We start from the raw sequence: 16,304 nt of genomic DNA, 5'->3' as shown, positions 1-16,304 counted from the left end.
CCTCAAAGGGTTTCGACATTACCGTCGACGCCGAGCGACTGGCCGGAGATGTTGATCGCCGCATCGGACAACAGGAAAGCGACCATCGCGGCGACGTCATAGGGGCTGGTCATGCGGCGCAGCGAGATGTTGTGGAGATAGCGTTCCGTCATCTCCTCGTTCGACACACCGAGCTGTCTGGCCCGGTCGGCGATAACCTTGTCGATGCGTGGTCCCTCGACGATGCCGGGCAGGATGGCGTTGACCCTTATGCCGTGCGGCCCGAGTTCCTTGGCAAGGCTTTGCGTGAATCCGATGACGCCGAACTTGGCCGCCGAATAGGGGGTGCGGAAAGCGTAGCCATGGCGGCCGGCGGCGGACGACATCGAGACGATCGAGCCGCCGCCCGCCGCCTTGATCAGCGGCACGGCACGCCTGGCGCAGAGGAACTGGCCGGTCAGGCAGATGTCGATGCAGCGCCGCCACTCCGCCGGATCGATTTCGTCGACGCCGCCGGTCGGCCCGGCGATGCCGGCATTGTTGATCAGCGCGTCGAGGCCGCCGAGCTTTTCCTTCACCGTCTCGAACAGCCGGTCGACGTCGTCGTCGCGCGAGACATCGGCCTTGACCGCGGCGACCAGGGCGATCCTGTCCGGAGCGGCGGCCAGCGCCTCGTCGGAGACGTCGCAAACGACGATGCGCGCGCCGAGCCGCGACAGCGTTTCTGCAATGGCCAGGCCGATGCCGCCGGCGCCTGCCGTCACCAGCACGCGCTGCCCCTTCAGCCCGGTCAGAAAATCATCCGCCGATGTCGGCGCCCCTTTGCTCATCGTGTATCCCTTCTCATTGCAGCCGCCGTTCGCGCAGCGCCATGACAGCGCCCAGAACGACCAAGCCGTACAATATTGCCCCTGAAATTGTGACGAAAGCACTGCCCTCTGCGAGGCGACGGGCGATACCGTAATGTGAAATTTCTGCTTCAGCTGTTGCGAAGGGTCTGTTGCGCAATTCGCCAGGCCTGCTCCACATGCCGCCGGGCCGCGGCTTCGGCGGCATCGCCGTTGCGCGACTTGATCGCGTTCATAATGTCGGTCATTTCGGCAATTGCGGCATCGCGGCGATTCTCCGAAGCGATGGTCATGGAACGCAGCTGGTTGATGCGGACGTTCAGACCCTGGACGATCTCCCAGGCGATGCGCTTGTCGGCGGCATCGAAAAGCACCTCGTAGAATTTTGTGGTCGCCCGCATCACCTCGATCGGATTGGCTGATGCCCACGCCTTGAGCAGCACATCGAACGCGCGCTCAAGCGCGGCGATCTGGCCCTCAGTCGCCGTCAGCGCGCAGGCGCGCGCCGCGATGCCCTCCATCAGAGCGCGCAGTTCATAAATCTCGTCGGTGCGGCTGAGATCCGGCCTGGCCACCGCGGGTCCATGGCCAGGTATCATCTGGACGAGGCCCTCGGTCTCCAACTGCCGCAGGACCTCGCGCACCACCGAGCGACTGACGCCGAGCTGGTCGCAAAGCGGCCGCTCGACCAACCGTTCGCCAGGCTGGAAGTGAAACCCCATGATCGCGTCGCGCATGCGCTCCAGCGCCAGCGTTCTCAGCGTCTTGGCGGATCGTTCGATCCTCAGTGTGTCGTCGGCCAATTCATATACTCCCAGCATCCGCAAGAAACAGATTCGACGATCCGTTGACAAGGGATTTGGTCTTCAATAGTATGGTATACCATAAGACAGCTAGGCAAAAGCGGAACTTTTCCGGATGCCTCAGCCGACCCGACACCGAGGATTCGATGAAGCCGGCCATTCGAAAGATCGTCACCCATGTCGAGAACACGCTAATCGAAGGCGGCAAGGCGGCCCCCCGGCCGCTGCGCCTGATCGGCGTGGCGGCGGTGCTCGACAACCCCTGGGCCGGGCGCGGTTTCACCGAGGACCTTTCGCCCGAGATCCGCGCCTATGCGCCGGTTCTGGGGGAGATGCTGACCCATGAAATCCTCGCAGTCGCCGGATCCGGCGAAGCGATCGAAGGCTACGGCAAGGCCGCAATCTGCGGCACATCAGGCGAGATCGAGCATGCCTCGGCGCTCATCCACACGCTGCATTTCGGCAACCACTATCGGCGTGCCGTCGGCGCCAAGACCTATCTTGCCTTCACCAACCTGCGCGGCGGGCCGAACACGCCGATCATGATCCCGCTCATGGACAAGAACGATGAAGGCCGACGTTCGCACTACCTGACGGTGCACTTCCAGATCGGCGACGCGCCGGCGCCGGACGAGTTGGTGGTGGCGCTTGGCGCCTCGATCGGCGGACGACCGCATCATCGCATCGGCGACCGCTACCAGGATCTCAAGGAGGTCGGCGACCTGCATGGCTGAGCTGACGGACCGTGGCTGGCATCGCGGAACGGCGCCTGACGGCACCGGTTTCATCCGTGCCGGATCCGGCGCGCCGGTCCTTCTCATCCACGGTGTCGGCATGAACGCGGCGATCTGGGCACCCCAGATCGAGCTGATGAAAAACAGATGGGATGTGATCGCAATCGACATCCTGGGACACGGCCAGTCGCCGTTGCCGCCCGAGGACGCCAGCCTTGCCGATTATGCCGGACAGGCAATTCGGCTTCTCGATCACCTTGGCCTGGATGCCGTCTCGATCGTTGGCCATTCAATGGGGGCGCTGGTCGGGCAGGAAATCGCTCTCAACGCACCCGAACGGGTTCGTAGCCTCGTCTCGCTCAATGCGGTTTTTCGCCGCCCGGCGGAGCTTGCGCAGGCAGTGCGCGAGCGCGCCGCCGAACTGAATGGCGCGGAAAACCCGTCGGGGACGGACGCAACGATCGCGCGCTGGTTCGGCAACCCGGTCCCCGACAGCCTGGCCGAGGCGGCAAGGATGACGCGCGTGGCACTGCAAAGCGTCAACTCCGAGGGCTATGCGCGCACCTATCGACTTTTCGCCCATGCCGATGCGGCGCATGGCGATCGTCTTTCCGGTCTCGCAATGCCGGCCCTGTTCATGACCGGCTCGCAGGACAGGAATTCCTCGCCTGCGATGTCGGCGGCGATGGCACGCCTCGCGCCGCGCGGTCGCTGCGTCGTTCTGGAGGGCGAACGACATATGATGGCCGTAGCCTCGCCTGACGTGGTCACACGGCGCATTGTCGATTTTCTCGAGAGCAACGACGGCGCAAGCACATCGGCGCGACCGGCAATGGACACAGCCTTCGACGCGGGCGAATTCAGGCGGGCGCTCGGTTCCTTCCTGACCGGCGTTACAATCGTCACCGCGATCGGGCCGGAAGGAGAGCCTCGAGGCTTCACCGCCAATTCGTTTACATCCGTTTCGCTCGATCCGCCGCTTGTGCTGGTCTGCATCGCCAAGAAAGCGCTGGGTCATCCGGTGTTTTCGACCTCGAAGTGCTTTGCCATCAACGTGCTCTCGGAGGAACAGCGAGCCGCGTCCGGCGTCTTCGCTTCGAAATCGCAGGACAAGTTCTCGGCTGTCGAGTGGCGCTTCGGCCCGACCGGCAGCCCGCTGCTCGCTGGATCGGTGGCGACGTTCGACTGTGACATGGAGCAATTGGTCGACGCCGGCGACCATTCGATCCTCATCGGCCGCGTTCGCGAATTCTCCCACAATTCATCGCAGCCCCTCGGCTATTGCCGTGGCGCCTACGTCTCGCCCGGCCTCAGCCAGGAAGCACTGGCGGCCGCGCCGCCCGACATGGAGGTCGGCGCCATCCTCGAAGATGAAGGCCGCGTGCTGTTCCTCGAAACCGCCGACGGCTTTTTCGAACTGCCGGCGGGCCGAGGGCTCGTGGCACCCGGCGACACGCGAAGCCTTAGGGGACGCCTCGCTGCGAAAGCCATCGAGGCTCATCTCGGATTCCTGTTTGCGGTCTGGGACGACGCCGCAAGCCCATCGCGAACGCACGTCTACTACCGCGGCACGGTAGCCGCGCCCCACTCCAGCGATCGCCAGGTTCGGCTCGTCGACATCGACAGGATTGCCGGACTGAACATCGCCGACGCTGCCGTGCGCTCGATGCTCGCCCGCTATGTTCGCGAATGTCGGGAGGATGCGTTTGGAGTCTATGTCGGCAACGAGGTCGAAGGTGAAGTCCGTCCGCTCGCCAAGCCGGTAGCAATCAACACTTCCAGTCCGGGTCAACAGATATGAAGTTCTCGCTCTTCGTCCATATGGAACGCTCGGACCCGGCAAAGCCGCATGCCGACCTCATCGATGAGCTTGAGGAACTGGTCGTGATGGCCGAGGCGGCAGGCTTCGAGACGGCCTGGATCGGCGAACACCACGGCATGGAGTTCACCATCTCGCCAAACCCGTTCATCAACATCGCCTATCTCGGCGCCAGGACGAAGCGCATCCGGCTCGGCACAGGAACCGTCATCGCGCCGTTCTGGCATCCGATCAAGCTCGCCGGCGAGGCAGCCATGACCGATGTCGTCACCGGCGGCCGGCTCGACATCGGCATCGCCCGCGGCGCCTACAGCTACGAGTACCAACGCCTGTTCCCTGGGCTCGACGCCTGGGGCGCGGGCCAGCGCATGCGCGAGATCATCCCGGCCATCAAGGGCCTCTGGGAAGGCGATTTCGAGATGTCCGGCGAATTCTGGTCGTTTCCCTCGACCACCTCATCGCCCAAGCCGGTGCAAAAGCCGCACCCGCCGATCTGGGTGGCGGCGCGCGATCCGAACTCGCACGACTTCGCCGTCTCCAACGGCTGCAACGTTCAGGTGACGCCGCTCGCCTCCGGCGACGACGAAGTAACCAGCCTGATGGAGCGCTTCAACGCGGCGTGCGCGGCGCATCCCGACATGGCCCGCCCCGAGATCATGCTGCTGATGCACACATTCGTTGCCGAAGACGCCGCCGATGCGGAGCAACTGACGAGGGACCTGTCGCTGTTCTACTGCCAGTTCGGCGCGTGGTTCCAGAACAAGAAGCCGGTTCGCCAAGGCATATTGGAAGCGCTCTCCGGCGACGAGATCGCAGCCATGCCGCAATATGCGCCGGACAAAATCCGACAGAACCTGGTCATCGGCGAAGCCGAAGAGGTGATCACCCGGCTTAAGGCATATGAGGCGCTCGGCTATGACCAGTACTCGATCTGGATCGACAGCGGCCTGCCGCACGAGCGCAAGAAGAAGTCGCTGCAGCTGTTCGTCGACAAGGTGATGCCAGCCTTCGGGCATGGGAGGCCGCAATGACCCTTGTGGCCTTCAGCAACTTCATAGATGGGGCGTTCGATACGCCGACAGCCACCTTCGAAAGCATCGATCCATCAACCGGAGCGCCCTGGGCGACGATGCCCGCCGCAACCGAGGCCGATGTCGACCGCGCCGTCGAGGCGGCGCACCGGACGCTGCACTCGGCCGCGTGGGCCTCGCTGACGGCGACGGCGCGCGGCAAGCTGCTGGTGCGCCTCGGCGACCTGGTCGTCGCCAATGCCGGCCGCCTGGCCGAACTGGAAACGCGCGACACCGGCAAGATCATCCGCGAGACCCGCGCCCAGATCGCCTATGTCGGCGACTATTATCGCTACTATGGCGGGCTTGCCGACAAGCATGAAGGCTCGCATGTGCCGATCGACAAGGCCGATATGGACGTCACCATCCGACGCGAGCCGATCGGCGTCGTCGCTGCCGTCGTGCCGTGGAATTCGCAGCTCTTCCTTTCGGCCGTCAAGCTCGGCCCGGCGCTGGCCGCCGGCTGCACGGTCGTCCTGAAAGCCTCGGAGGACGGTCCAGCGCCGCTGCTGGCCTTCGCCGAACTCGTTCATGAGGCCGGATTTCCCGCCGGAAGCGTCAACATACTGACCGGGTTCGGACACGATTGCGGCCAGCGCCTGACAAGTCATCCGCTGGTTTCACGCGTCGCCTTCACCGGCGGACCTTCGACCGCTCGCGCTATCGTCCGCAACACGGCGGAAAATCTCGCCTATACGACGCTGGAGCTGGGCGGGAAAAGTCCGGTTGTCGTTTTCGCCGACGCCGACCTGGACAGCGCGGCCAACGCGGTGGTGGCCGGGATTTTCGCAGCGTCTGGACAAAGCTGCGTCGCCGGCTCCCGGCTGCTTGTCGAGCGTTCGATAAAGGCCGAGTTCCTGGACAGGCTGAAGCACAAGGCCGAGGCCATCAGAATCGGCGATCCGCAGGATCTGGCCACAGAAATGGGGCCATTGGCAACGCCACGCCAACGGGAATGGATCGAGACGATCGTTGCCGAAAGCCTTGCCAATGGCGGGACGCTGGTCACCGGCGGAAAAAGGCCCGACAATCATCCGCACGGCTTCTACTACGCACCGACCATCATCGATGCCGAGGATTCAGCGCTGCCCTGCGTGCGCGAGGAATTGTTCGGTCCGGTGCTCAGCGTTCTCACCTTCGACACGGAAGCCGAAGCCCTGGCGCTTGCCAATGACACGCCGTTCGGCCTCGCCTCGGGCGTGTTCACCACCAATCTCGCTAAGGCGCACCGCATGGCGCGCGACATCCATGCCGGCGTCGTCTGGGTCAACACATACCGCGCGGTTTCGCCGCTCGTGCCGTTCGGCGGCTACGGTCAGTCGGGGCTCGGCCGCGAGGGCGGGCTCGACGCCATCCGCGACTACACGCGCCCGAAATCCGTCTGGATACGGATATCCGACGAGCCGATCCCGGACCCGTTCGTCATGCGATGAGGCAATCGCGCAATTCATAAAAACAAGAACCAGACAACCAACAGAGGAGAACGACATGAAACTGATTTTGACCGGCATTTTGGCCGGACTCCTGGCAGCCACCGCCGCACGGGCCGATGAAATGGTGTTCACCAGCTGGGGCGGAACCACCCAGGAGGCGCAGACCAAATCCTGGGCCGCTCCGTTCGAAGCCAGTTCCGGCATCAAGGTCCTGCAGGACGGCCCGACCGACTACGGCAAGTTGAAAGCCATGGTGGAAGGCGGCAGCGTCGCCTGGGATGTCGTCGATGTCGAAATGGATTTCGCCATCAAGGCGGCCAAGGACGGCCTGCTCGAGCCGATCGATTTCAACGTCGTGCCGAAAGCCGATCTCGATCCTCGCTTCACCACCGAGCATGCGGTCGGCAGCTTCTACTACTCCTTCGTTCTTGCCTGGAACAAAGGGGCGGTGTCGGCCGAACCGGCGGGCTGGGCCGACATGTTCGACCTGACGAAATTTCCCGGCAAACGCACTTTCTACAAATGGTCGGCGCCGGGCGTCATCGAGATTGCGCTGTTGGCCGACGGCGTGCCGGCAGACAAGCTCTATCCGCTCGACCTCGACCGGGCGTTCAAGAAACTCGACACGATCAAATCGGAAATCGTCTGGTGGGACAGCGGCGCGCAGTCGCAGCAGCTGATCGCCTCCGGTGAGGCAGCCTTCGGGCAGCTCTGGAACGGACGTGTCTTCGCCCTCGAGCAGGACGGCGCCGATGTCGGCGTATCCTGGAACCAGAACATGACCGCCGCCGACGTGCTCGTCATTCCCAAGGGTTCGAAGAACAAGGCGAGCGCCATGAAATTCCTGGCCGCTGCGACAAGCCCGAAAAGCCAGGCCATGTTTGCTGAAGCAAGCGGCTACGCACCCATCAACACGGCAGCCAAGGCCGAAATGCCGGCCGATGTCGTCAAGTCGCTGCCGGACGCCTATGTCGACGGGCAGATCAACCTCGACATGAACTACTGGGCTGAAAACCGCGATAAGATCGCCGAGCGCTGGTACGCCTGGCAGGCCAAATAGCCGCCGACCTCACCCATGAACCGGCGGGGCGTCGCTAGGCGTCCCGCCTGAGCTGCCGGGATCATCGCCAATGTCGGGCAATTTGCTTCATCGACAGCCAATCCTCCGAAGGCCCGACGGTATCGGCGGCGCCTTGCCGGCGCTGACCCTCATCACCCTGTTCTTCGTGGTGCCGGTTGTTGCGCTGCTGTTGCGCAGCTTGACCGAACCCGTGCCGGGCCTGCAGAACTACGCCACCCTGTTTGGCGACGGCACCTATGCGCGGGTCTTCTTCAACACCTTTCTGGTCGCCACCGTCGTCACCGCCGTAACCGTGATCGTGGCGTTTCCAGTCGCCTGGATGCTGGCAATCATGCCGCCTGCCCTCGGCTCGATCGTCTTCGGCATCATCATCCTGTCGATGTGGACCAATCTGCTCACCCGCACCTATGCCTGGATGGTGCTGCTCCAACGCACCGGCGTCATCAATCGGACGCTGATGGATATCGGCCTGATCAGCGAGCCGCTGCCGCTGATCAACAACCTGACCGGCGTCACCATCGGCATGGTCTACATCATGCTGCCCTTCATGATACTGCCACTGGTCGGAACGCTGCGCGCCATCGATCCGATGACGCTGCGCGCCGCCGCTCTGTGCGGTGCGAGTCCCTTCGACGCCTTCCGCCGCATTCTGCTGCCCTTGTCGCTTCCCGGAATCGCTGCAGGCGGCCTGATGGTTTTCGTCATGTCGCTCGGCTATTTCGTGACACCGACGCTGCTCGGCGGCACCTCCAACATGATGCTCGCCGCAATGATTGCCCAGATGATCCAGTCCTTGCTCAACTGGGGGCTCGGAAGCGCGGCGGCTTTCATCCTGCTTTTGGTGACCATGGCGCTCTACGCGCTGCAGCTGCGCCTCGTCGGCGCCAAGCGCATGACAGGAGGCATCTGAGATGCTGCTCGACTACGACCGGCTGGGCTGGCTGCGCGCAGCACTTCTGGGTTTCACCGGCCTGGTTGCCGCGTTTCTGCTGCTGCCGGTGGTTTTCATCGTGCTTTTGTCGTTCGGGTCGTCGCGGTGGCTGGCTTTTCCGCCACCAAGCTGGACATTGAAATGGTATGAGGAGCTCTTCGCCGATCCGGCCTGGCTCGAAGCGGCGCTGACCAGCGCGCGCATTGCCACCATGGCCGCGATTCTTGCCGTCGTCATCGGGCTGCTGGCTTCTTTCGCGCTGGTCAGGGGACAGTTTCGCGGGCGCAATACGCTTCGCGGCCTGCTGCTGACGCCAATGGTGCTGCCGGTTGTCGTCTTCGCCATCGCCATCTATGCATTCTTCCTGCGGATCGGGCTCGGCGGCACCACGGTAGGCTTCGTCATCGCCCATACGGTCCTGGCACTGCCCTTCGCCATCATTCCGATCACTGCGGCACTCGAAGGTTTCGACAAATCCATCGAGGATGCGGCGATCGTCTGCGGCGCGAGCCCCTTCGAGGCAAAACTCCGGGTCACCTTGCCGGCGATCAAGATCGGGATCTTTTCGGCGGCGATCTTTGCCTTCCTCGCCTCATGGGACGAGGTGGTGGTCGCAATCTTCATGGCAAGCCCCACCTTGCAGACCTTGCCGGTCAAGATCTGGGGCAGCCTGCGCCAGGATCTCAGCCCGGTCATCGCTGCGGCCTCCAGCCTTCTCGTTCTTCTGACGCTGAGCCTGATGATCGTAACCGCACTCATTCGGCGGAAATTGTCGAAATGACCGAACCGTTCCTCTCCATTCGCGACCTGCGCAAGGCGTTCGGCAGCATCGTCGCCGTACACGATGTCACCATCGACATACCCAAGGGCGAGTTCCTGACCTTTCTCGGCCCTTCCGGTTCTGGCAAATCGACGACGCTTTATGCGATCGCCGGCTTTCAGCACCCGACATCCGGCGACGTTCTTCTCGAAGGCAGGTCGCTGCTGTCGGTGCCGTCGCACAAGCGCAATATCGGCATGGTGTTCCAGCGCTACACGCTGTTCCAGCATCTCACCGTCACCGAGAACGTTGCCTTTCCGTTGCGCGTGCGCCGCCGTCCGGACGCAGAGGTGAACCGAAAAGTCGCCGAGATGCTGTCGCTGGTACGGCTCGAGAGTTTCGGCGGCCGATATCCTGGCGCGCTTTCCGGCGGACAGCAGCAGCGCGTGGCGCTTGCCAGGGCGCTGGCCTACGATCCGCCGATCCTTTTGATGGACGAGCCGCTTTCGGCGCTCGACAAGAAGCTGCGCGAGGAAATCCAGGCCGAGATACGGCGCATCCATCGCGAAACCGGCGTAACGATCCTTTACGTCACCCACGATCAGGACGAGGCGCTGCATCTTTCGGATCGCATCGCCCTGTTTCGTGACGGGCGCATCGAGCAGATCGGCAGCGGTGAGGACCTCTATCTGAGACCTGCGAGCGAATTCGTCGCCAGCTTCATCGGAAATTCCAATTTCCTGCCGGCCGAGCATCTTGAAACCGTCGACGGCGCCGCCACGATCCGCCTCGCCGATGGCTCGGTCGTCTCCGGCGTCAGGAACGATCGGGAGTTCAGCCAAGGCCAGAAGACCCGGCTGATGGTGCGGCCGGAAGCGTTTCGACTGAGACCCGGCGCGGCCACGGCCGGGCTTGCGGTCGAATTCATCGACACCGCCTTCTTCGGCGAGCGGCGGCGCGTCATCGCACGCACCGCCGCCGGCCAGGAGATCGACGTTAGGCCGACATCCGACATGGCGCGAGCACAGGAGGGCATCGCCTCGAGCAGACAGATTTATTTCGATCCCGCCGCCGCATTTCTGTTTCCGGCCTGACAGACGATCGTTCGACCTCAGTGCGGCGGATCAGCCGGCGCCTCGATGGTGACGCCGTATTTGGCGGTGATGGCCACGACCTTTGCCATCTCCGGCGTGCCGGCGGCAGTCGCGGCGTCCAATTCCGCGAACATCTGATCAAGGCCGCAACTCGGTGCGCAGAAGACGAGCACGCGAGCTGGCTTGTCGCCGACATTGCGGATGGCATGGCGCCGGCCGCGTGCGCCGAAGAAGAAGCCGCCGGGCGCAACGCGATGGGGCGCGGATTGGCCCTCGAATTCGATGACGAGTTCGCCGCTCAGCACATAAAAGCCTTCATCCTCTCGGACATGGATGTGCGGTGGCACTCCCGCGCCCGGCGGAACCACGGACTCCCAGAGCGAGAAGGACCCGGCGGTCTCGGCGCCGGTGGCCTTGTAGATATGGGTGATGCCCAAAACGTTGAGCGTCGAGCCGGCCGCCGGCTCGCGCACGAACGCTTCAGCCGCTGTAGCTTTGGCATCCATCGTCGATCTCCTTCGTGCAGGTCGTTCACCAGGAGATAGGCCGTTCTCGTCCGTCGATTAGCCGGAATTGTATGGACATGCCGTCCGGATTTCAGGACAATCCGACGATGGACCCGCTCAATGGCATCGCGGCGTTCGCTCGCGTCGTGGACAGCGGCAGTTTCTCGGCTGCGGCTCACCGGCTCGGACTCTCCAAATCGGCAGTCAGCGCCCATGTCCAGCGGCTCGAACAGCGCCTGGGCATTCGCCTCCTCAACCGCACCACGCGTCGGCTCTCGATGACCGAAGCGGGCGCAGCCTACTACCGCCACTGCGCCCGGATTCTCGCCGAAGCTGAAGCGGCGGAACAAGAGGCGAGCGCGTTGCAGCGCGAACCGCGCGGCACGCTTCGCATATCGGCGCCCGACAGCTTCGGCTGGATGCATGTGGCGCCGGCCGTCCCGGAATTCCTGAGGCGCTATCCGGACCTTTCCGTCGACATTGCCTTGAGCCCAACGCATGTGAGCCTGGTCGATGAGGGGCTGGATCTGGCGATCCGTATCGGCGCGCTCGAGGATTCGCCGCTTGTCGTGCGCAAGCTCGCGCCATCCCGGCTCGTCGCCTGTGCTGCGCCCGCCTATCTCACCAAGCATGAAGCGCCGCGCGAGCCGGGCGACCTCGCCAAGCACAACTGCCTCTGCACCAGCCTTTTGCCTTGGGGCGATGAATGGCGCCTTACCGGCAAAATTGGCGAGGTGCGGGTGACCGTGGGCGGCAGCTTTCGCAGCAACAATGCGGAGATGCTGCGCGTTGCCGCGCTCGACGGCATCGGCATCGCCCTATTGCCCACATGGGCGGTGGCGGAGCCGCTGCGTACCGGCGCGCTGCACCGCGTGCTGGATGCCTGGGAGCCTCCAGCCAGCACGATTTATGCCGTCTATCCCAGCAACAGGCTCATGTCGATGAAGGTCCGTGCCTTCGTCGACCACCTTGCTCGATGCATAGGACGCGCACCGTATTGGGATGAGGGCCTTTGAGAAGAGCGCCCCGTTTTGGCCGCGCATCGTCCTCTCTGAATGCGCTCAAAAACGGTCTCCCACCGGTCGGAAAACTTGCGATCCTGCCTTCAACAGGGAAGTTGGGCGGCGGCTTGAAATCTCCTCGGTTTCGCCCACGTACTGGGTTACGCCGGCTGCGAGGCGAGTTTTTTGGCTGCAAAAGCGTCGCTTATGGGCCGTCAAACCGGCAGCCGCGCAGCGCTCAGTAGCGGAAACCGCTGGCGTTGCGCCGGTTCTCACTCGCGATACCTGGGAGCACCTGATGCCGACCCGCCCCTATGCCATCCTTGAAGCGCCGTCCTCGCTGGGTCTGGCGACCGACGGCGTTGAAGCCTTGCCCGGTCGGCTGCTGGAACTGGGCCTCGCCGAACGCATCCATGCGCGCCGCGCCGGGCGGCTGGCCGTCCCGCCGAAAGACCCGAAGCCCGACCCTGCCACCCTGACGCTGAATGCCAAGGCGATCGTGGCGTGGTCACCCAAGCTCGCCGACGCCGTGGAGGAGGTGCTGCACGCCCGCGAATTCCCGGTGGTGCTGGGCGGCGACTGTACGATCCTGCTGGGTCCGATGCTCGCGCTGCGCCGGTGCGGCCGCTACGGCCTGTTCTTCATCGACGGCCACGCCGATTTCTTCCAGCCGGAAGCCGAGCCCAACAGCGAAGGCGCGTCGATGGAGCTGGCCTTCGTCACCGGCTACGGGCCGGCGCTGCTGACCGACCTGGAGGGCCGCCGCCCGTTGGTGCGCTCCGGGGACGTCGTCGCCTTCGCATTTCGCGACCACGAGGACCAGGCCGAATTCGGCAGCCAGCCTTTGCCAGCCGAGTTCATGGCCTACGATCTGCACGCCATCCGCCGCCTGGGCGTCGAAACCGCCGCCCGGGCCGCCGTTGGCCACCTGACGCGGGCGGAACTCGACGGCTTCTTCATCCATCTCGACGCTGATTGTCTCGACGATGCGATCATGCCGGCGGTCGATTTCCGCATACCGGGCGGGCTGTCTTGGGACGAACTGTCGGCGGCACTCCGCATCATCCTGGCGAGCGGCAAGGCGGTCGGGATCGAGGTCACCATCTACAATCCGCGCCTCGACGAGGACGGCAGCGCCGGCCGTGGCCTCGCTGATGTCCTGGCCGCAGCTCTCGGCACAGCCGCGCCCGCTTGAGCGGACGGGAGCAATCTAGACCGTTGTGCTTCGACTTCGCCGCCACACGCGACCTGTCCCCTCCCCCAACGAGAATCCCGCGCCTTACCCGCCGCCCGGATGATGGCAAGCAACCAGGCGACCGTCGCCCGTGCTCTGCAGCAGCGGACGTTCGTTGCGGCACATGGAAGTGGCAGCCGGGCAGCGGGTGTGAAACCGGCAGCCGGAGGGTGGGTTCATCGGGCTCGGCAAGTCACCCTTCAGGACAAGCCGCTCGCGTCGTGCCCGATCGATACTGGGTATCGGCACCGCGGAACGGAGTGCCGTGGTGTAGTGGTGCCTGGGCGCCGCAAAGACCAGATCGGTCGGCCCGCTCTCCACGACCGATCCCAGATACATGACGGCCACGCGCGTCGAAATCTGGCGCACCACGGATAGATCATGGGCGATGAATACATAGGTCAGGTTGAACTCCTCGCGCAGATCGGCCAGCAGATTGACGATCTGGGCCTGGATCGAAACGTCGAGCGCCGAGACCGGCTCGTCGGCCACGATCAGCCTTGGCCGGAGCGCCAGCGCGCGAGCAATGCCGATCCGCTGCCGCTGGCCGCCCGAGAATTCGTGGGGATAGCGCGACGCGTGCTCGGGGGACAATTCGACCCGGCGCAGAAGCTCGGCGACGCGGTCCGTCATTTCCGATGCCGAGATGCGCTCATGGATGCGGAACGGATCGGCCAGCAGATCGCCGACCCGCCGACGTGGATTGAGCGAGGCGCTCGGATCCTGAAAGACCATCTGCATCTGTCGCCGCAACGGACGGAGCTGACGCTGGGACGCGTCGGTAATGTCGCGGCCCTCGAACTCCAGAGAACCGGAGGTGATATCGGTCAGACGCACCAGGCATCGGCCAAGAGTGGATTTACCGCAACCTGACTCCCCGACGATGCCAAGCGTTTCCCCGGGCCAGATGTCGAGCGATACCGTGTCGACCGCCTGGACCGTCCGGCGCTGCGCCGGGAAAATCGAGCGGCCGACGTGATAATGCTTCGAAAGATCTCCGGCGCGAAGTAGCGGGCGCTCGCGTGGCGCAGCACTCATCGTTGCATTTCCACGCCGACAGCCTTGTGGATGTTGAATTGCTTGCGTCTGGCTTCCGGTAATACGCAGGCGGCGCGATGGCCGTCGCCACGCATTGTCGGGAGCTGGACCAGGCAGGCATCGTGGCGAAAGGCACAGCGCGGACCGAAGGCGCAGCCTTTCGGCAGGTTGGAGAGGGAAGGCGGAGCTCCCGGAATCGCGGCGAGGCGTACCGGACGCTCACCATCCATCGGCGGGATCGAGCCGAACAGTCCCCATGTGTAGGGATGCAGCGGCGTTCGGAACACGCTGCTCTTGCGGCCCTCCTCGACGAAGCGTCCGCCATACATGACCAAGACCCGATCCGCGACCTGGGCGACGACGCCAAGATCGTGTGTGACCAGGATCACCGCCGAGCCGAACTGATCGCGCAGCCGTCCGATCAGTTCGAGGATCTGCGCCTGCACGGTCACGTCCAGGGCCGTGGTCGGTTCATCCGCGACAAGCAGCGCCGGGTTGCACGAGAGCGCCATCGCAATCACCGCACGCTGGCGCATGCCGCCGGAGAGCTGGTGCGGATAGCCGTCGACGACCCGATCAGGATTGGCAATGCCGACCGCATCCAGCAACTGCACCGCCCTCGCCCGCGCCGCCCGCGCCGACACTTTCTCATGCGCACGCACCTGCTCGCCGATCTGGTTGCCGATCGTATGCACCGGGGTGAGCGCCGACATCGGATCCTGGAAGATCATCGCGACCTGGCGGCCGCGAATGGCATCGAGCGCACGCCGGTTGAGCCCGACGAGCTCCTGCCCCATGAAGCGGATTGAACCGGAGACGACGGCATTGGGGCTGTCGATCAGCCCCATGATGGCCAGCAAGGTCTGGCTTTTGCCGGAACCGGACTCACCGACGACACCGACGATCTCCCGCTGCTCGACGGCAAACGAGACGCCTGCCACAGCCCGCACCAGCCCCGCGTCGCTGCGGAAGGATACGGTGAGACCCTCGACGACGAGAAGGGGAGCGTTAACGGACATCGCGAGCCCTCGGGTCGATAAAGACGAAGACGACGTCGACGACGAAGTTTGCCATCACCACGAAAAACGAGGCGTAGATCACCGTGGCAAGGATCATCGGCAGGTCGAGGGTCTGCAGTGCCTCATAGGTCAATTTCCCGACGCCCTGCAGCCCGAAGACCACTTCGGTCAACAGCGCGCCGCCGCCGACCAAGGCACCGAAATCGAGACCGAACATGGTGACGAATGCCACCAGTGACGTCCTGAGGCCGTGATGCAGCAAAACCCGCCGCTCGCCGATCCCCTTGGCCCGCGCGGTGCGGATAAAATCCTCCTGCATCATCTCGATCAGACTTGCCCTCAGCACCCGTCCGTAAAGGCCGACATAAAGCGTCGCCAGCGTGAACCACGGAATGACGAGCGCCTTGAACCAGCCCCAGGGGTCCTGTGTCAGGGGGATGTAGCCGAGCGGAGGAACCCAAGAAAACAGCCAGGTGTCATGCCAGCGGCTCTGTGTCAGCAGATTGGCGACCTCGCCGAGCCAGAAGACCGGAACGGACACTCCAATCAGGCTCAGGATCATCAGCGCCCGGTCGATAAACGTGCCGCGCGTCGCCCCGGCGATCACCCCGACGATCAGTCCGCCCAACACCCACAGCACCGCCGCGCCGCCGACCAGCGACAGCGTAACCGGAATGGCGGCTGTCACCGCGGGAATTACGCGCTGCCCACGATTGACGAAGGAGGTGAGGTCGCGGCTGACGAAAAGCCGGTTCATCATCAGCCCGTATTGCACCGGCAATGGCCGATCGAGACCGAAATCGTGGCGGACCTGGACCAATGTCTCCTGGGACGCGTTGCGGCCGGCAATGCGCGCCGAGGGATCGGCACCGGGCGTTGCGAAGAAGATCAGGAAAGCGACGACGCTGATGCCGAACATGACCAGCACCATCTGGCCGAGCCGAAAACTCATGG

The 16,304-nt window shown here is 64.1% G+C and carries 16 protein-coding genes; 10 read left to right on the top strand and 6 right to left on the bottom strand.

Translation table 11 applies throughout. The annotated features are described in order from the left end of the window. Positions 1–2: 2 nt before the first annotated feature. Together AC0L2Z_RS00350 and AC0L2Z_RS00345 are read right to left on the bottom strand one after the other, a co-directional pair. Positions 3–809 (bottom strand): SDR family oxidoreductase, encoded by an 807-nt coding sequence (locus tag AC0L2Z_RS00350; RefSeq protein ID WP_419696067.1) that lies wholly within the window; start codon positions 807–809, stop codon positions 3–5. A 149-nt stretch (positions 810–958) separates the two neighbouring features. Then, positions 959–1,630, bottom strand: a complete 672-nt coding sequence (locus tag AC0L2Z_RS00345; RefSeq protein ID WP_091597522.1) for a GntR family transcriptional regulator — start codon at positions 1,628–1,630, stop codon at positions 959–961. 146 nt (positions 1,631–1,776) lie between these two features. Here AC0L2Z_RS00345 and AC0L2Z_RS00340 point away from each other — a divergent pair, with 146 nt between their 5' ends. The 8 genes from AC0L2Z_RS00340 to AC0L2Z_RS00305 all read left to right on the top strand — a co-directional run bounded on the left by AC0L2Z_RS00340 (position 1,777) and on the right by AC0L2Z_RS00305 (position 10,552). Then, a complete protein-coding gene (locus AC0L2Z_RS00340) occupies positions 1,777–2,364 on the top strand; it encodes an amino acid synthesis family protein (protein WP_023800447.1) in 588 nt (195 codons plus the stop codon). Beyond that, positions 2,357–4,165, top strand: coding sequence for an alpha/beta fold hydrolase (locus AC0L2Z_RS00335; RefSeq protein ID WP_473626211.1), 1,809 nt, complete (start codon positions 2,357–2,359; stop codon positions 4,163–4,165). The genes AC0L2Z_RS00340 and AC0L2Z_RS00335 overlap by 8 nt, the downstream gene beginning before the upstream one ends. Continuing rightward, entirely contained in the window at positions 4,162–5,214 is a 1,053-nt protein-coding gene (locus AC0L2Z_RS00330) for an LLM class flavin-dependent oxidoreductase (RefSeq protein WP_473626210.1), read from the top strand. Before AC0L2Z_RS00335 ends, AC0L2Z_RS00330 begins: the two co-directional genes overlap by 4 nt. Then, entirely contained in the window at positions 5,211–6,686 is a 1,476-nt protein-coding gene (locus AC0L2Z_RS00325; protein WP_128245436.1) for an aldehyde dehydrogenase, read from the top strand. Before AC0L2Z_RS00330 ends, AC0L2Z_RS00325 begins: the two co-directional genes overlap by 4 nt. Before the next feature lie 55 nt (positions 6,687–6,741). Continuing rightward, complete coding sequence (locus AC0L2Z_RS00320) at positions 6,742–7,746, top strand: ABC transporter substrate-binding protein (protein ID WP_128245435.1); 1,005 nt, start codon at positions 6,742–6,744, stop codon at positions 7,744–7,746. Between the two features lie 70 nt (positions 7,747–7,816). Continuing rightward, positions 7,817–8,677: an ABC transporter permease gene (locus AC0L2Z_RS00315; protein WP_128245434.1), complete on the top strand. Its 861-nt coding sequence runs from the start codon at positions 7,817–7,819 to the stop codon at positions 8,675–8,677. A gap of 1 nt (position 8,678) precedes the next feature. After that, a complete protein-coding gene (locus tag AC0L2Z_RS00310) occupies positions 8,679–9,479 on the top strand; it encodes an ABC transporter permease (RefSeq protein ID WP_023800442.1) in 801 nt (266 codons plus the stop codon). Next, positions 9,476–10,552 (top strand): ABC transporter ATP-binding protein, encoded by a 1,077-nt coding sequence (locus AC0L2Z_RS00305; RefSeq protein ID WP_128245433.1) that lies wholly within the window; start codon positions 9,476–9,478, stop codon positions 10,550–10,552. The genes AC0L2Z_RS00310 and AC0L2Z_RS00305 overlap by 4 nt, the downstream gene beginning before the upstream one ends. A gap of 17 nt (positions 10,553–10,569) precedes the next feature. On the opposite strand, the gene AC0L2Z_RS00300 is transcribed toward AC0L2Z_RS00305, so the two are convergent. Next, positions 10,570–11,058 carry a cupin domain-containing protein gene (locus tag AC0L2Z_RS00300; RefSeq protein WP_473626209.1) on the bottom strand — a complete coding sequence of 163 codons (489 nt, stop codon included), beginning with the start codon at positions 11,056–11,058 and terminating at the stop codon, positions 10,570–10,572. Between the two features lie 77 nt (positions 11,059–11,135). Here AC0L2Z_RS00300 and AC0L2Z_RS00295 point away from each other — a divergent pair, with 77 nt between their 5' ends. After that, positions 11,136–12,074, top strand: coding sequence for a LysR family transcriptional regulator (locus tag AC0L2Z_RS00295; protein ID WP_473626207.1), 939 nt, complete (start codon positions 11,136–11,138; stop codon positions 12,072–12,074). Positions 12,075–12,357: 283 nt separating this feature from the next. Beyond that, positions 12,358–13,254, top strand: coding sequence for an arginase family protein (locus tag AC0L2Z_RS00290; RefSeq protein ID WP_473626206.1), 897 nt, complete (start codon positions 12,358–12,360; stop codon positions 13,252–13,254). A gap of 84 nt (positions 13,255–13,338) precedes the next feature. Here AC0L2Z_RS00290 and AC0L2Z_RS00285 read toward each other — a convergent pair whose 3' ends face one another. The 3 genes from AC0L2Z_RS00285 to AC0L2Z_RS00275 are packed head-to-tail and all read right to left on the bottom strand — an operon-like array spanning position 13,339 to position 16,302. Further along, positions 13,339–14,331 carry an ABC transporter ATP-binding protein gene (locus AC0L2Z_RS00285; RefSeq protein WP_023800438.1) on the bottom strand — a complete coding sequence of 331 codons (993 nt, stop codon included), beginning with the start codon at positions 14,329–14,331 and terminating at the stop codon, positions 13,339–13,341. Next, positions 14,328–15,350 carry an ABC transporter ATP-binding protein gene (locus AC0L2Z_RS00280; protein WP_236370502.1) on the bottom strand — a complete coding sequence of 341 codons (1,023 nt, stop codon included), beginning with the start codon at positions 15,348–15,350 and terminating at the stop codon, positions 14,328–14,330. The genes AC0L2Z_RS00285 and AC0L2Z_RS00280 overlap by 4 nt, the downstream gene beginning before the upstream one ends. Continuing rightward, positions 15,340–16,302: an ABC transporter permease gene (locus tag AC0L2Z_RS00275; RefSeq protein ID WP_287171680.1), complete on the bottom strand. Its 963-nt coding sequence runs from the start codon at positions 16,300–16,302 to the stop codon at positions 15,340–15,342. Before AC0L2Z_RS00275 ends, AC0L2Z_RS00280 begins: the two co-directional genes overlap by 11 nt. Positions 16,303–16,304: the final 2 nt, after the last annotated feature.

Source organism: Mesorhizobium sp. WSM4850 (genome assembly GCF_055811735.1).
This window is presented reverse-complemented; position numbering and strand designations above follow the sequence as displayed.

What these genes read in the sequence shown, in the direction of transcription:
- AC0L2Z_RS00315 (WP_128245434.1), top strand. Translation starts at nt 7,817, where the DNA reads ATGTCGGGCAATTTGCTTCATCGACAGCCAATCCTCCGAAGGCCCGAC.
- AC0L2Z_RS00310 (WP_023800442.1), top strand. Translation starts at nt 8,679, where the DNA reads ATGCTGCTCGACTACGACCGGCTGGGCTGGCTGCGCGCAGCACTTCTG.
- AC0L2Z_RS00330 (WP_473626210.1), top strand. Translation starts at nt 4,162, where the DNA reads ATGAAGTTCTCGCTCTTCGTCCATATGGAACGCTCGGACCCGGCAAAG.
- AC0L2Z_RS00320 (WP_128245435.1), top strand. Translation starts at nt 6,742, where the DNA reads ATGAAACTGATTTTGACCGGCATTTTGGCCGGACTCCTGGCAGCCACC.
- AC0L2Z_RS00300 (WP_473626209.1), bottom strand. Translation starts at nt 11,058, where the DNA reads ATGGATGCCAAAGCTACAGCGGCTGAAGCGTTCGTGCGCGAGCCGGCG.
- AC0L2Z_RS00350 (WP_419696067.1), bottom strand. Translation starts at nt 809, where the DNA reads ATGAGCAAAGGGGCGCCGACATCGGCGGATGATTTTCTGACCGGGCTG.
- AC0L2Z_RS00335 (WP_473626211.1), top strand. Translation starts at nt 2,357, where the DNA reads ATGGCTGAGCTGACGGACCGTGGCTGGCATCGCGGAACGGCGCCTGAC.
- AC0L2Z_RS00290 (WP_473626206.1), top strand. Translation starts at nt 12,358, where the DNA reads ATGCCGACCCGCCCCTATGCCATCCTTGAAGCGCCGTCCTCGCTGGGT.
- AC0L2Z_RS00285 (WP_023800438.1), bottom strand. Translation starts at nt 14,331, where the DNA reads ATGAGTGCTGCGCCACGCGAGCGCCCGCTACTTCGCGCCGGAGATCTT.
- AC0L2Z_RS00305 (WP_128245433.1), top strand. Translation starts at nt 9,476, where the DNA reads ATGACCGAACCGTTCCTCTCCATTCGCGACCTGCGCAAGGCGTTCGGC.
- AC0L2Z_RS00325 (WP_128245436.1), top strand. Translation starts at nt 5,211, where the DNA reads ATGACCCTTGTGGCCTTCAGCAACTTCATAGATGGGGCGTTCGATACG.
- AC0L2Z_RS00280 (WP_236370502.1), bottom strand. Translation starts at nt 15,350, where the DNA reads ATGTCCGTTAACGCTCCCCTTCTCGTCGTCGAGGGTCTCACCGTATCC.
- AC0L2Z_RS00295 (WP_473626207.1), top strand. Translation starts at nt 11,136, where the DNA reads ATGCCGTCCGGATTTCAGGACAATCCGACGATGGACCCGCTCAATGGC.
- AC0L2Z_RS00340 (WP_023800447.1), top strand. Translation starts at nt 1,777, where the DNA reads ATGAAGCCGGCCATTCGAAAGATCGTCACCCATGTCGAGAACACGCTA.
- AC0L2Z_RS00275 (WP_287171680.1), bottom strand. Translation starts at nt 16,302, where the DNA reads ATGAGTTTTCGGCTCGGCCAGATGGTGCTGGTCATGTTCGGCATCAGC.